The 14,667-nt window shown below is 63.3% G+C and carries 10 protein-coding genes; 6 read left to right on the forward strand and 4 right to left on the reverse strand.

The window, feature by feature from the left end; translation table 11 throughout:
* The first annotated feature begins 29 nt into the window (after positions 1–29).
* A complete protein-coding gene (locus GGD90_RS08665; RefSeq protein ID WP_233448541.1) occupies positions 30–1,571 on the forward strand; it encodes a hypothetical protein in 1,542 nt (513 codons plus the stop codon).
* Between the two features lie 120 nt (positions 1,572–1,691).
* Here GGD90_RS08665 and yjgA read toward each other — a convergent pair whose 3' ends face one another.
* A complete protein-coding gene (gene yjgA / locus GGD90_RS08670; protein ID WP_153116142.1) occupies positions 1,692–2,261 on the reverse strand; it encodes a ribosome biogenesis factor YjgA in 570 nt (189 codons plus the stop codon).
* A gap of 196 nt (positions 2,262–2,457) precedes the next feature.
* Here yjgA and pmbA point away from each other — a divergent pair, with 196 nt between their 5' ends.
* The 4 genes from pmbA to GGD90_RS08690 all read left to right on the forward strand — a co-directional run bounded on the left by pmbA (position 2,458) and on the right by GGD90_RS08690 (position 11,611).
* The gene (gene pmbA, locus GGD90_RS08675) at positions 2,458–3,852 is read left to right on the forward strand and encodes a metalloprotease PmbA (protein ID WP_153116143.1); all 1,395 of its coding nucleotides are present in this window, start codon (positions 2,458–2,460) and stop codon (positions 3,850–3,852) included.
* Positions 3,853–4,101: 249 nt separating this feature from the next.
* Positions 4,102–5,184, forward strand: coding sequence for a TRAP transporter substrate-binding protein (locus tag GGD90_RS08680; protein ID WP_153116144.1), 1,083 nt, complete (start codon positions 4,102–4,104; stop codon positions 5,182–5,184).
* 345 nt (positions 5,185–5,529) lie between these two features.
* Positions 5,530–7,860: a TonB-dependent receptor gene (locus tag GGD90_RS08685; protein ID WP_153116145.1), complete on the forward strand. Its 2,331-nt coding sequence runs from the start codon at positions 5,530–5,532 to the stop codon at positions 7,858–7,860.
* 202 nt (positions 7,861–8,062) lie between these two features.
* Positions 8,063–11,611 (forward strand): hybrid sensor histidine kinase/response regulator, encoded by a 3,549-nt coding sequence (locus tag GGD90_RS08690; protein WP_184415040.1) that lies wholly within the window; start codon positions 8,063–8,065, stop codon positions 11,609–11,611.
* 7 nt (positions 11,612–11,618) lie between these two features.
* Here GGD90_RS08690 and GGD90_RS08695 read toward each other — a convergent pair whose 3' ends face one another.
* From GGD90_RS08695 to GGD90_RS18220, 3 genes are read right to left on the reverse strand one after another with little or no spacing between them, the layout of a single operon-like run.
* Entirely contained in the window at positions 11,619–13,085 is a 1,467-nt protein-coding gene (locus GGD90_RS08695) for a TRAP transporter large permease (protein WP_153116147.1), read from the reverse strand.
* Entirely contained in the window at positions 13,082–13,681 is a 600-nt protein-coding gene (locus GGD90_RS08700; protein WP_153116148.1) for a TRAP transporter small permease subunit, read from the reverse strand. Before GGD90_RS08700 ends, GGD90_RS08695 begins: the two co-directional genes overlap by 4 nt.
* A complete protein-coding gene (locus tag GGD90_RS18220; RefSeq protein ID WP_265589152.1) occupies positions 13,678–13,806 on the reverse strand; it encodes a hypothetical protein in 129 nt (42 codons plus the stop codon). Before GGD90_RS18220 ends, GGD90_RS08700 begins: the two co-directional genes overlap by 4 nt.
* Before the next feature lie 131 nt (positions 13,807–13,937).
* On the opposite strand from GGD90_RS18220, the gene GGD90_RS08705 reads away from it, so the two are divergent.
* On the forward strand, positions 13,938–14,570 hold the full coding sequence (locus GGD90_RS08705; RefSeq protein ID WP_228273685.1) for a histidine phosphatase family protein: 633 nt from the start codon (positions 13,938–13,940) through the stop codon (positions 14,568–14,570).
* Positions 14,571–14,667: the final 97 nt, after the last annotated feature.

Genomic DNA, 14,667 nt, shown 5'->3' on the forward strand with positions numbered 1-14,667 from the left:
AGCAGCGATCCCGTGCCGATCGTTTCAGTATGTCCAGGGCCATGATTCTCGACTTTTTCGCCTCGCGCTCTGCCCATCCGCTCGACGACCCCGCCGAACTCCGGCGTGTCATCGCGGCACTGCCGCCCGACAATCCGTTCAAGGCGGTCGATGAGGTTTTCGGCTGGCTGGAGTCCTTGCAGCAGGCCGACGACGTGCGTGTCGACCGGCGTTTCGAGGCGGTTCGTGCGCTTGACGACGCAGCGCAGCCGCATCTGCGCCGGCTCGCCCGCGATTACCTGCAGTCGTCCCGGCTTTCGAAGAACGACGAGCGTCGCCTGTGGTCGGCCAACCACGCTTACTGGGAGGCAGCCGGCTCGCTCTACGCGCGCTGCCTGCGCATTGCCGCCGCCGACGCGCGCTCGAGCGGCGCCGAGGCCTTCCGCAATTCGGCGACGCTGGCGTCGGCGCGGCTGGTCGCCGCGCGTGGCATGCAGGCCAAATGGTTCCAGTTCCGCTACGCGGCAGTTCCGGCCGCAGTGTGGCGCGAGTTGGGCGGCACGTATCTCGCCGCGGAAGCGGCGGGCGTCGCGCAGAAACCCGTCCAGCTCTATCCGCAGGAACCGGCGACGACGACGGTCAGCGCGCTCTATCTGCAGTCGCTGGCGCTGTATTCCTCGTCGGCCGATAGCCTGTCGCCGCTCGAGATCGAACTGGCCGATCGCTTGCTCGGACGTTTCCTGGCCGGTTTCGACTTCTCGCCGACGCCCCGCGCCGATAGCGTTTACTGGGTCGACGCCGGCAATGGCGGAGCGCCGATGCGTCTGGCGCGCGACCCGCAGGCGCTCATGCCGACACTGCGTTTCTTTTCCGGTGGCGCTTCGGCGCCAACGATCGAAGCCTTGATCAGCCAGGTCGAGCGCGGCGATTTGCCGGCCGACCTCAAGCTCGGTGCGCAGTTTCCGCCGCGCGTGCTCTTGCCGGTGCTGCAGCATCTGGCCTTGTACTGGGCGCCGAAGCCGCCGATGCGCGAGCATCCGCGGCATGCGGTGCGTACGCGCGTGGCCGTGCTCAACGGATTCGACAATGGCTTTTCGATCTTTGCCGGCGAACTGGCGCGTCTGGGGCGCGAGAACGAAGCCGAGAGCTGGGTGATCGAAAATGTCAGCCTCGGCGGTTTCGGCGCCGTGGTCGACGCAGCCCGCGGTGAATGGTTGAAAGTCGGGGCGCTGCTCGCGCTGCAGCCGGCCGGCGGCGACAACTGGCTGCTTGGTGTCGTCGGTCGTTGCGCGCGCGATGCGAGCGAGCGGCCACTGGTCGGCATCCGTACCCTGGCGCGCTATCCGCTCAGCGTGCAGTTGCGGCCGCGCGCCAGCGGGCTGGCGGCGATCAACGGCATTCCCGGAATCTGGCTGCGTGAAGGCGGCAACGAGGACGAGGCGCGCTTCCTGTTACCGCCGGCGACTTTCAATCTGCGCGAAACGCTCGAATTCTTCAGCAACGGCGGGCGCTGGTTGCTCAGTCCGGTCGAGCTCGAGGAAAGCGGCGAGGATTTCGAGCTGGCGCGTTACCGCCTGCGCTACGACGCCTGAACTGCCGGTGCGTGCCTGAACGCAGATCCAGCGGGCGCTGCCGGTGTGCACGAAACGGCCAGGCTTCAGCGGGTGACCCGGTTGGTGATCGGCCTCGCCATCGCCAAGCTGCGCAAGCGTTCAGGCGGAGTGTTCGTCAGCGTCGTCGTCCGGCGCGTCGCTGTCCGTATCTGCGGTTTCTGAAGCATTTTCGCCTGCCAGTTCGCGTAGCGCGCGGAACAGTGCGCGATAGCTGCGCGGCGGCTTGCCGGTGGCCTGTTCCTTCAGCGCCGCGCGACGCAGCGCACGCAGATGCTGCAGGTCGGCGCCGGGGAATTCGCTGGCGATCTCGCCGAGCGCACGTTCGTCGGCAAGGATGGCTTCGCGCAGTCGTTCCAGCCGGTGCATGCGCGCCGTTTCCACCGCCGAATCGCCGCGCGCGGCAGCGAGCACTTCGCGGATCGGCGCCGGATCGATGTCGCGCATCAGCCGACCGATGTACTGCATCTGCCGGCGCCGCGCCTCGTCGGTGCGCGTCATGCGCTGAACCTGGCGCAACGCGTCAGCCAGGCTTTCCGGCAGGTCGATCTTCTTCAGCCGGTCGGCAGACAGGCCGGCGAGTTCTTCGCCAAGCGACTGCAACTCGGCCATCGCCTGCTTGCGGCGCGTTTTCGAGAGGGGCAGATCGGTGTCGTTGTCGGCAGTGGTCATGAGCGTGGAGCGGTTTCTGTGTGGAGTGCCGTTTCGCGTAAGGGCGGCACGATGGCGGAGCGGGGCGCCGGCAGTTGGCGGAGAGAAGGCGCGCACCGCGCCGCGGAGGAAGGCAGACTGCGCTGCCGGGGTGGCGAAGGGAGCTGGCCGGGGCTGCTGCTATGATAGCGACTTTCCCCGCCGGCCGCTCCCTACCATGCCCCGTTCCGCTCCCCCGTCCGCCCTTGCCCAGTCTCCGAGCCCCGCCGCACCCGCGCGCTTTGCGCAAAGCTTCGCGACGCTGCAGCAGCTTGCCGCCGATGCACTGGCGCACGCCAAGGCAAAGGGCAGTAGCGCCTGCGAAGTCGAGGTCTCGGAAGGTTTCGGCCAGTCGGCAACGGTGCGTCGCGGCGAGGTCGAGACGATCGAATACAACCGCGACAAGGGCATCGGCGTCACCGTCTACGTCGGCAAGCGGCGCGGCTCGGCGAGCACTTCGGACTTCTCGCCGGAAGCACTGCGCCAGACCGTCGAGGCGGCACTCGACATCGCCCGCTTCACCGCCGAGGACGAGTTTTCCGGGCTGCCCGACGCCGAACTGCTGGCGCGCGCCGGCGCCGGCTTCGACCTTGACCTGCATCATCCCTGGGCGCTGCCGATCGAAGACGCCATCGCGCAGGCGCGGCGCTGCGAGGACGCCGCCTTCGCCGTCAGCAAGAAGATCAGCAACTCGGAGGGCGCCAGCGTGGCGACGCAGGAAGCGCAGTTCGTTCACGCCAACAGCCTCGGTTTCATGGGCGGTTACCCGACTTCGCGGCATTCGCTGTCGTGTTCGGTGATCGCCGGCAAGGGCAGCGCGATGCAGCGCGACGACTGGTATTCGACGGCGCGCGATGCGAGCGCGCTGGCTTCGCCCGAAGATATCGGTGCCACCGCTGCGCGACGCGCGCTGTCGCGGCTCGGCTCGCGGCGCATCGCCACGTGTTCGGCGCCGGTGCTGTTCGAGGCGCCGGTCGCCGCTTCGTTGCTCAACAGTTTTGTCCATGCGGCAAGCGGCAGCAGCCTCTATCGCCGCTCGACCTTCCTGCTCGACCGCCTCGGCAAGCGCGTTTTCTCTAAGAAGGTGAACATCAGCGAGCAGCCGCATCTGCGCGGCGCGCTGGCGAGTTCGCCGTTCGACAACGAGGGCGTGGCGACGCGCGCGCGCGATCTGGTGGTCGATGGCGTGCTGCAGGGCTGGTTCCTCAGCACCTACTCGGCGCGCAAGCTTGGCCTCGTCACCACCGGCAACGCTGGCGGCAGCCACAATCTGATCGTCGTTCCCGGCAAGCGCGACTTCAAGGGACTGCTGCGCAAGATGGATCGCGGCCTGCTCGTCACCGAACTGCTCGGCCAGGGGATCAACTACGTCACCGGCGACTACTCGCGCGGCGCCGCCGGTTACTGGGTCGAAAACGGCGAGATCGTGCACGCCGTCGACGAGATCACCATCGCCGGCAATCTGCGCGACATCTTCCGCAACATCGCCGCCGTCGGTAACGACGTCGTCGTGCGCGGATCGAAGCAGGTCGGCTCGCTGCTGATCGAGGAAATGAAGATCGCCGGCGACTGAGCTGGCGCTCGGCTCCCGTCATTCGCGACGGGAGGGGCATCGCCGCATGCGCTGCGCCGTGCGGCATTTCCGCGTCGCCGGTGGTGAGCTTCCACCGGCCAAAACAGGGGCCTTCGACACCTTGGTTTAGGCTTGCGTTCCCGGCATGAAAAAAGGCACTTGCGCGCTGCTGTCAGTGACGCTTTCTGCATGTTTTCCTTCGTATAATCATCCAGCTGTCTGTTTGATCAACCCACGAGGAGACAAAGCATGGAAAGACGTTCCTTTCTGAAAAAGACCGGTGTCGGGCTGGCGGCCGGCGCGATGGCAATGCCGGCGATTGCGCAAACCGCGCCGAGCATCAAATGGCGTTTGACCTCAGGCTTCCCGAAGAGCCTCGACACCATTTACGGCGGCGCCGAAGTGCTGGCCAAGAGGGTCAAGGAGCTCACCGGCGGCAAGTTCCAGATCCAGGTTTTTGCCGCGGGCGAACTCGTCCCCGGTGGCGGCGCCGCTTTCGACGCGGTGCAGGCCGGCACCGTCGAGTGCTGCCACACCTGTTCCTATTACTCGTTCGGCAAGGAGCCGACTTTCGCCATCGGCACGGCGCTGCCGTTCGGCATGGACTTCCGGCAGACCAACGCCTGGCTCTATTACGGCAACGGCCAGAAGCTGCTCGACGAGTTCTATGCCAATTACGGCGTTCAGTCCTTCCCCGGTGGCAATACCGGCGTCCAGATGGGTGGCTGGTATCGCAAGGAAATCAAAACACTGGCCGATATCAACGGACTCAAGTTCCGCGTTGCCGGTCTGGCCGGCAAGGTGTGGGCGAAGCTCGGTGCGGTGCCGCAGCAGATCCCCGGCGGCGACATCTATCCGTCTCTGGAAAAAGGCACGATTGACGCCGCCGAATGGGTCGGCCCCTACGACGACGAAAAGCTCGGCTTCTACAAGGTGGCCAAAAACTACTACTACCCGGGCTGGTGGGAGCCGGGTCCGGTGATCCACTTCTTCGTCGCCAAGAAGGAATGGGACAAGTTGCCCCCCGAGTACAAGGCAGCGTTCGAGGCGGCGGCGGCCGAGGCCAACGTGAACATGATGGCCGAGTACGACCACAAGAACCCGGCCGCACTGTCGCGCCTGCTCGGCAACGACGTCAAGGTGCGCAAGTTCAGTCCGGAAATCCTCGACGCGGCGCGCAAGGCGGCGTTCGAGGTCTATGCCGAGGAGTCGGCGAAGAGCCCGGCGTTCAAGAAGATATCGGAGGACTACTTCAAGTACGCCAAGGTGCAGAACGCCTGGTTCAGCGTCGCCGAGGCGTCGATGGCGCAGTATCTGCACGCAGCAAAATAGCCGGACCGAAGCATCGTCGGTCGCTGCGCACACGCGCCGCGACTGATGAAACCTCGATAGGCGAAAGGTAATAGGCCACGGAGCAATCCGTGGCCTTTTTTCTTGCTGGACGGCGACCGCTCCGCGCATTCACAATGCTCGCTGTCGGCAGTAGCAAGCCAAAAAATGTAAAAACTCATTGCTTTGGCTGTTGCATGCAGCGCGTCAGCGTGCCTGCCGGACAAGAATAAAATTGGGCGCCCGGCAAGAGGCGCTCTGGGAGGTAATGGTTTGCAAGACGTGGATTTACAAAGCAACCTTCCCGGCGGGGCTCGGTGCCGTCGGCACCTGCGGTCGGCGCACGCCGTGTTTCGGGTACGTGTTCTGCCTGCGCTCGTCTACGGCGTGCTGGCGGGCGGTTTTGCTGCGCTCGCCAGCGCGCAGGATGCGTCTCCGTCCGATGTCATCGAGGTGCGCGCAAGTGCTGACGGCGAGGGGCTTTTCCATCCCGACGACAGCCCGGTGGCGCATAGTTCGATCGGCCGGGCGGCGATCGAGCAGCGCAGCTCGCTCAGCAATCCCTTCCAGTTGCTCGATCTGTTGCCTGGCGTCAACACCTTCAGCCCGGACGCCGGCGGCCTCTTCGGCAGTAATTTGCGCGTGCGCGGCTTCAGTGGCGAGCAGTTGGGCGTCACCCTCGACGGTGTGCCGATGAATGATCCGGGCAACTTCGCGGTTTATCCGCATGAGATGACCGACCCGGAAAACCTGCAGGAAATTTTCATCAACCAGGGCTCGTCGGCCACCGACTCGCCGATCGTCAATGCGCTCGGCGGCAGCGTCGGCATGATCACGGCGCCGCCGGCCGATCAGTCGCGCTTGCGTGTGCAGCAGACGTTCGGCTCGTACAACGCGCACAAGACCTTCGTCCGCGCCGATACCGGCTTGTTCGCCGACGGCCGCGCCAAGGCTTTCATCTCGTATTCGTTGGCCGAAGCCGACAAGTGGAAGGGTGACGGCCAGGCAAGGCGCGAACACGTCGACTTCAAGGGCGTTCTCAATCTCGCGCCGGGCAACAGCGTCACCGCCGGCTTTCTGTGGAACAGGATCGACAACCATAATCTGCGCAGCCTGACGCTGGCGCAGATCGACAGCCTCGGCCGCAATGCCGATTTCGGCACGACGCTGCCGCAGCATCTGCCGCCGGTCAATGGCCTCCCCCCCCAAGAGGAAAGCGCTCCGAGCGATGGCTATTACGGTTTCAACAAGAACCGCTTCGAAAACAGCCTCGCCTCGCTGAAGGGCTCGTTCCAGCTGGCGCCGGCACTGCGTCTCGATGTCGAGCCTTATTTCTGGTACGGGCGCGGTTATGGTGGCAACCAGCTGCGGACACTGAGCGAAGGCCTGAGCGGGAATGCCTTGCATGGCGGCGTTGCTGACATCAACGGTGACGGAGATCGAAACGACAAGCTGCTGGTTTTCAGCAGCGATGTGATCGAGACCAAGCGACCGGGAGTGACGCTGCGTCTCAGCGCGCAGTTAAACAATCACCGACTGATGAGCGGTTACTGGTATGACCGTGCACGCGAACGCAGGACGCGCCCGGCAATGGCTTTCGACAGCGCCGGCAATGTTGCCGACCCGTGGCTGAAGGATTCCTCGGACTTCCTGAAAAACCAGGACGGGAGCACTTATCAGGGGCGCGACTGGCTGACGGTGAGCACCAGCCAGTCGGTCTTCCTGCAGGACAACATCGCCCTGCTCGACGACCGGCTGAATGTGCAGCTGGGAATCCGCCGGCTGAGCATCCGGCGCGATTTTCACAACTATGCCAACGCCTCGTCGAGCGGCGCTGTCGATTACGATACCGGCGGCTCCTTTGCGAAGACGCTGCCCAGCTTGTCGGTCCTGTACAAGCTGGATCAGGCGCAACAGCTCTTCTTCAACGTTGCCGGGAATTTCAGCGCGCCGAGCTACCGTATCTACAGTGATTTGTTCAATGGCAGCGGACTCAAGCCGGTGAACGTCACGGCCGAGAGTTCGACCAACTGGGATCTCGGCTATCGCTACGCCGGCGAGAAATTCAGCGCTTCGGGATCGCTGTTTTTCATCGATTACCGCAACCGCATCGCTTCTTCCTATGATCCGGTCGCCGGACTTCCCGGGACCGAGTACAACGTCGGCGATTCGACGACGCGCGGCGTTGAAGTGGAGTCAGCCTGGCGCGTTATGCCGAGCTGGAGCCTCTACGGTTCGCTGAGCTATACGCGCAGCCGCATGAACGACGACCTGCGCACGGCAGCCAGTACCTGGGAAGCGACTGCCGGCAAGGAGTTTCCGGATACACCCAACTGGCTGGCCGGCATCTCGCTGCGATACCAGCAAGGGCCGTGGACCGCCGGCATCTCGGCCAAGTACACCGGCGCCCGCTACGCCACGCTGGTCAATGACCAGTCGATCGGCGGCTTTACGCTGGTCAACGTCGATGCCAGCTACCGTCTGCCGCCGACCGCCTTCTTCCGCAAGCCGTCGCTGCGCCTGAACATCTACAACCTGTTCAATACCGATGCGCTGTATCTGAACGCGAGCAGCGGCTCGACTTTCACCACACGCGCCGAGGGCGCGGGCGGTCAGTCTCCCGTCTATTACGTTGGCGCGCCGCGAACGCTCGGCCTCACGATTGCCTCGGATTTCTGAACGCATGCGGGAGTCCGGCACTGCCAGGCTGCATGGCCAACGCTTCGCAAAGCCGCCACGGTGGCCCTCGATCCCCGCGCGCGTCGTGCCGGCAGCAATGCACCGCGGGCACAGCATGTGCCAGTGTCTTCTTGCCTGTGTCTTGCTCGGTTTCGGCACGCTCTTTCACTCCGCTACGGTGTCGGCAGAGCAGCCTCCTCGCTTGTATTTCGATGCCGTTGCCAGCCTGAGTGGTGAGGCTCCCCTGGCATTTTTGCAGGACCGACAGGGTTTCATCTGGTTGGCGGGAAGCACCGGTGTTTTCCGTCACGATGGTTATCGTTCAGTCCTCTACCAAAACGATGCATCGGTACCGGGCAGCCTTCCTGATGACTGGGTTACGGCACTGTTCGAGGATAGGGATGGCCACGTTTGGGCCGCAACGCATAACGGTATCGCCCGTTTTGACAAGCAGACCGGGCGTTTCAGCCGTCTTGCGCCGCCGCCGGATGCCGACGGAAGCAGGCAAAACCTGCTTACCAAAGCCATCGTTGGTGATGGCGGCGGTGGCCTTTGGCTCGCGACGCGTGGCGGTTTGTGGCACTTCGACCTTGAAACCAGCGAGTTCCGCGCTTACCGGCACGACGAGAGCAGGCCGGATAGCCTCGGTAGCGATAATGTTTCCGTGTTGGCGCGAGACTCGCGAGGAGGCTTGTGGGTGGGTAACTGGCCCACGGGACTGTCTTACCTGGCCAATGGCAGCAAGACTTTTCGGCACTATCAGCTTGATTCCGATACCGACGCAAAACGGAACCCGAGCAATCCGCGCGCCCTGCTTTTCGATAGCCGGCAGCGACTGTGGGTCGGAACCGACACCAGCGTCTTCCTCTGGCATGACGGGACGCCCTGGGCAGAGCGCAGGCGCGTTTCTTTACCGTCTGAGCGTGCAGAAGTTCGTGTTTACAACATCTACGAGGACCCGTTCGGGCAAGTATGGGTTTGCAGCGATGTCGGCTTACTGCGTTGGGATGAGACGCGCCAGAAACTTCTGGCTTACTCGCATCAAGTCGGTGATGCGCACAGTCTGCCGGCTAACATCGTCTCGACCGTTCTGGTTGATCGCAGTCGGACACTGTGGGTTGGCACCAACGGTGCCGGCGTCAGCCGCAGCGATCTCGCCGACCACGGAATCGAGCAGATCAAACCGGAGATCATCGCTCCGGAAAACTTCAAGGCGTGGAACTTTGTCTCGAGTTTTGCCGAAGACGGCCAAGGCAATATCTGGCTCGGTGGTTCAGGCGGACTGGCGCTGGTCAATCTGGCGGAACGCAAGCTGTTGCGCAGCATCCAGAACAGACCAGGCCTGGATACGGGCCTCGGCAGCAACAAGATTCAGCATCTCTATCAGCAGCCTGGCGGACCGCTCTGGATCGCTACCGGCAATGGATTGGGGCGGCTTGATCCTGTTTCAGGTCGTCTGCAAACCCGATATTTCGCCGGGTCGGGCAATAATTCGATCAATGCCATCGCTCCGGGGCGCGACGGTGTGCTCTGGCTCGCTACCGCGGGTGGCCTGATCCGCTATTCAATCAGTAGCGGCGCAACGCAGTATTTCAGTCACGACCCTATGCATCCCGGCAGTCTGGGGCCAGGGGCAAATTCATGCGTGCTGGAAGATCGTGCCGGCAATCTCTGGGTGGGCGGCGGATATCAAGCCGGTGCGCGCGGACTGTACCTTCTGCGTGCGGGAAGCCGCGATTTCGTGCACTTGCGCCACAATTCCGGCGACAGTTCCAGCTTGCGTAGTGACATTGTCAGCAGTATCCGCGAAGACGTGCATGGTGATATCTGGCTTGGTACATCAGCCGGTCTGAGCCGGGCAAACTGGGCGCCGGACGGAACTGTCCGTTTCGAGCGCTTTGAGCCACACGCCCGGGTGGTGTCCGTACTGACCGACCTCGCCAACAACATCTGGACGCGCAACGCCAAGGGTTTGTCCAGACTGGATCCGGTCCGTGGAGAAACGGCGAGTTTCACGATATTCAGAGGGATGTCGGAGGGCTTGCGCGATGAGGGGGCTAATTTCCGCGGCAAGGACGGGACACTGTATTTCGGCAGCCTGCACGGAGTCACTGTCGTGCGCCCGGACGAGGTGAGGCAGAACACCATTCCGCCGCAGATCGCCATCACCAACATCAGCGTCTTCAACAAGTCCTTGCTGGAGTGGCCAGAAAGCGAAGACATCAAACTCGCCGGCTCGGTCACCGAGCCGCAGCACCTGCAGTTGTCGTGGAAGTCGTCGGTCTTTTCGCTGGAGTTTTCGGCCTTGCACTTCGCCGATCCGGCGCGCAACCGTTTTGTCTATCGCCTCGACGGGTTCGACAAGGACTGGCAGGAGACGAGCGCCGACAACCGGGTTGCCTCCTACACCAACCTCGATCCGGGCGAGTACGTCTTTCGCGTCAAGGCCGCCAACAGTAACGGGATCTGGAGCGAGAACGAGATCCGCTTGCCGATCACCATCACGCCGCCGTTTTGGAGTACCAATCTGTTCCGGGTGGCGCTGCTGCTCCTTGCGCTGTTGCTCGTTGTCTTCCTCTACCGCTGGCGGGTGCGCCAACTGACCGCCGACCAGGCGCATCTCGAGGCGCTGGTTGAAGAGCGCACCCGGCAACTGGTCGACAAGGAGCGCGCCAAGACGCGCTTCCTGGCCTCGGCCAGCCATGACTTGCGCCAGCCGATCCAGGCGATCACGCTGTTCATCGGCGCTTTGCGTCATGGCGGCCTGCAGGAAGGGCAGTCGAGTCTGGTCGGGCGTCTGGAAGCGGCGGTCGAGGCACTGCGCGGCTTGCTTGATGCGCTGCTCGATGTCTCCAAGCTCGATGCCGGGGTGATCACTCCGCTCTGTGCGTCGTTCTCGCTGCATCGCCTGATGGAAGAGATCACGCTTGATCTGAGTCCGCTGGCACTCGACAAGGGCTTGCGCTTCAAGCTGTTCTGCCCGCAGCGCGAAATCATGCTGAACAGCGATCCGCAACTGCTCAAGATGGTGTTGCGCAACCTGATCGCCAACGCCATCAATTACACCGAGCGCGGCGGTTTGCTGTTTGCCGCGCGTCTGCGCCAGGGCAAGGTCTGCATCCAGGTGTGGGATACCGGAATCGGTATCAGCGACAGCGAGCGCGGCAGGATTTTCGAGGAGTTCTACCAGGTTGCCAATCCGCAGCGCGATCGCGCCAAGGGTCTCGGCCTCGGCTTGTCGATCGTCAAGCGCATCCTCGCCTTGCTCAAACTGCCGATTGTCTGTCGCTCGCGCCTCGGACGCGGCACGCTGTTCGAAATCGTGGCCCCGGTTGGCAATTCTTCTGAACTGCCGGCGCCGGGCTGCACGCCGCCGGCAAAGATCGATCTGGCGTCTTTTGCCGGTAAGACTTTTGTCGTGGTCGAAGACGATCTGCTGGCGGCGAACGGATTGTTGTGTTCCCTGCAGGCGATCGGCGCCGAGGTTATTGCCTATCCTTCTGCAGAGATCGCGCTGGCCGACCGGGACCGGGTTTACGAAGGCGACTACTACGTTTCCGATTTCCGCCTGCCCGGTTCGGTTTCCGGCATCGACTTCCTGAACGATATCCGCATGCGGCGCGCGGCGCCCTGTGTGCTGGTCACCGGCGATACCTCGACCGGGTTCATCGAGGCCGCGCACCGCTCAGGACTGCCGGTTCTCTTCAAACCGGTAGCCCTTGAGCAGTTGCTGACCAGTCTGTCGGGCTGAGTGCGCCTTACTTGTCGCCGCGCAGCGAGCGGGCGAGGTCGTCTTCTCCACCTGCGGCGTCGCTTGCAGCGGGTCCCGATGCTCCGCCCTCGCGAATCTGGTCGAGGTTGAGCTCGATCTCGGGTTTCTGCGTATCGCCGTGGCCGCTATCGCCATAGCTGACGATATTGGGGAAGGCGATGATCAACGACACCATGATCAGCTGGATGATCACAAAGGGAATCGCGCCCCAGTAGATTTCCGAAGTCTTCACTTCCTTCGGCGCCACCGAGCGCAGGTAGAAGAGCGCAAAGCCGAAAGGCGGGTGCATGAACGAGGTCTGCATGTTCACCGCCAGCAGCACGCCGAACCAGACGAGATCGATGCCGAGCTTGTCCGCCACCGGCGCCAGCAGCGGCACAATGATGAACGCCAGTTCGAAGAAGTCGAGGAAGAAGGCGAGGAAGAAAATCAGGATGTTGACGACGATCAGGAAGCCGACCTCGCCGCCGGGCAGGGCGGTGAGCAGATGTTCAACCCAGACGTGGCCGTCGACTCCGTAAAAAGTCAGCGAGAAGACGCGCGCGCCGATGAGGATGAAGACGACGAAGGTGGTCAGCTTGGCGGTCGAGTCCATCGCCTGTTTGAGCAGCTTCCACGACAGCCGCTTCTTGGCCAGCGCCAGTGCCAGCGCACCGGTAGCGCCCATGGCGCCGCCTTCGGTCGGTGTTGCGACGCCGATGAAGATGGTGCCAAGAACCAGGAAGATGAGCAGCAGCGGCGGCAGCAACGAGGTCAGCGTGCGCGTCAGCAGTTTCATGCCGCGCAGCGAACGCGCTTCGAGCGGCAGCGCCGGCATCGCCGCCGGGCGGATGATGCTGACCAGAAAGATGAAGCCGACGTAGAGGCTGGTGAGTACCAGACCGGGCAGTAGCGCGCCCTCGTACATGTCGCCGACCGAACGGCCAAGCTGGTCGGCCATGATGATCAGCACCAGCGACGGCGGGATGATCTGCGCCAGTGTGCCCGAGGCGGCGATGACGCCAGAGGCGATCTTCCGGTCGTAGCCGTAGCGCATCATGATCGGTAGCGAGATGAGGCCCATCGAGATCACCGACGCGGCAACGACGCCGGTGGTCGCTGCCAGCAGCGCGCCGACGAAGATCACCGCGTAAGCGAGCCCGCCGCGGATCGGACCGAACAGCTGGCCGATGGTGTCGAGCAGTTCCTCGGCCAGTCCCGAGCGTTCGAGAACGAGGCCCATGAAGGTGAAGAAGGGAACGGCGAGCAGCGTGTCGTTGTTCATGATGCCGAACACGCGCTCGGGCAGCGCCATGAACAGCGATTCGTTGAGCAGGCCGAGATGGATGCCGAGCAGGCCGAAGAAGATGCCGTTGGCGGCGAGCGCGAAGGCGACCGGGAAGCCGACCAGCATGAAGACGACAAGGGCGCCGAACATGATCGGCGCCATGTTGGCGATGAGGAACTCGTTCACTTGTCGGCCCCCCGCGCGGCGGTCGCGTTGGCGGCAATGGCCGCGGCAAGTTCCTCTTCGGCGCTGATGCCGCCCTTTTCGGTCGGGTCGCCGATCAGTCCGCTGAGGAAGGCGAAACGCTTGATCAGTTCCGATAGTCCCTGCAGCGCCAGCAGGGCAAAGCCGACCGGCAGCAGGAGCTTGACCGGCCAGCGGATCAGGCCGCCGGCGTTGGACGACATTTCATCGCCCGAAAACGACATCATGAAGAACGGCCAGCCGAGGCTGACGAACAGATACACCATCGGGAAGAAAAAGAAGATGAAGCCGAAGACGTCGATCCAGGCCCGGGTGCGTGCGGAAAAGCGGCCGTTGATGATGTCGATGCGCACGTGCTCGTTCTTCAGCAAGGTGTAACCGGCACAGAGCAGGAACAGCGCCGAGAACAGATACCACTGGATTTCGAGTAGTCCGTTCGAACTCCAGTTGATCGTGTAACGCATGGTCGCGTTACCGGCACTGATAAGGGCAACGATCAGCACGACCCAGGTGGTCAGTCGGCCAATTCGCTCGGTGAGCGCGTCAATCAGACGCGAGAGCTTGAGCAGGGCATTCACTGAAGATGTCTCCGTTTTTCCTGTAACATGCCGGTCTTTTCGCGCCGGCTGCTGCTTGCCGCCAGCTTGCGATTATTGCAAAAAAGCCGCTTGTTTCGTTTCGTCTTTTCTTCGGCGAGCTTCATTGTTCCTGGCTTAGCTGACACCACGCTTTCTGCAGTGCTTCGTTTTCGTCACGTCCCGACTCATGAGGTTCCCGCTGTCTGCTGATTCTTTTCCCGGCGCTGCGCTTGGCGAGGTTTCTCCCGCGCTTGCAGTGACCCGCATCTGCCTCATTCGCCATGGCGAGACCGACTGGAACGCCGGCGATCGCATCCAGGGCAGCATGGACATCCCGCTCAACGATGTCGGCCTAGCGCAGGCGAGGGCGACCGGCGCACGTCTGGCTGGCGAGCATTTCGACGCGTTCTACACCAGCGACCTGACGCGCGCGCGGCAGACTGCCGACGCCATCGCCACTGCGATCGGCCTTGCCCCGATCCTCGATCCCGAATTCCGCGAACGCCGTTACGGGGTGTTCGAAGGTCTAACACGCACCGAGGCAAGTCAGCAGTACCCGCAGGAGTACGCGGCAATCGTTCGCCGTGATGCCGACTGCGTTCCTCCCGGAAAAGGCGAGAGTCTGGCGCAACACTCATCGCGCGTGACCGCAGCTTTGCAGCGCGTTGCCGCAGCGCACCTCGGGAGCTCCGTGCTGATCGTCACCCACGGCGGGGTGCTCGATCTGGTCAACCGTTTGGTGCGCGGCTGGCCCGTGCAGGCTGCGCGCGATTTCACCATTCCCAATGCCGGCATCAATCGCATCGTCTGTGCGCCTGCTGGCTGGAGCATCGAGTGCTGGGCGGACTCCTGCCATCTCGCTGCGGTCGGCCGCGACGAGTTGCGCTGATGGCGGTGTCGCCGGCCTTCCCCTGTCGATCACCCTTACCCGCGCGTTCGCGCGTGCTCGCGGCTGCGGCCGCATGATACAATTGCGCCCTTTTTCA

The organism is Rhodocyclus tenuis (genome assembly GCF_014197755.1).
In the GTDB taxonomy this organism is placed as follows: Bacteria; Pseudomonadota; Gammaproteobacteria; order Burkholderiales; family Rhodocyclaceae; genus Rhodocyclus; species Rhodocyclus tenuis.

What these genes read in the sequence shown, in the direction of transcription:
- GGD90_RS08665 (WP_233448541.1), top strand. Translation starts at nt 30, where the DNA reads ATGTCCAGGGCCATGATTCTCGACTTTTTCGCCTCGCGCTCTGCCCAT.
- yjgA (WP_153116142.1), bottom strand. Translation starts at nt 2,261, where the DNA reads ATGACCACTGCCGACAACGACACCGATCTGCCCCTCTCGAAAACGCGC.
- pmbA (WP_153116143.1), top strand. Translation starts at nt 2,458, where the DNA reads ATGCCCCGTTCCGCTCCCCCGTCCGCCCTTGCCCAGTCTCCGAGCCCC.
- GGD90_RS08680 (WP_153116144.1), top strand. Translation starts at nt 4,102, where the DNA reads ATGGAAAGACGTTCCTTTCTGAAAAAGACCGGTGTCGGGCTGGCGGCC.
- GGD90_RS18220 (WP_265589152.1), bottom strand. Translation starts at nt 13,806, where the DNA reads ATGAAGCTCGCCGAAGAAAAGACGAAACGAAACAAGCGGCTTTTTTGC.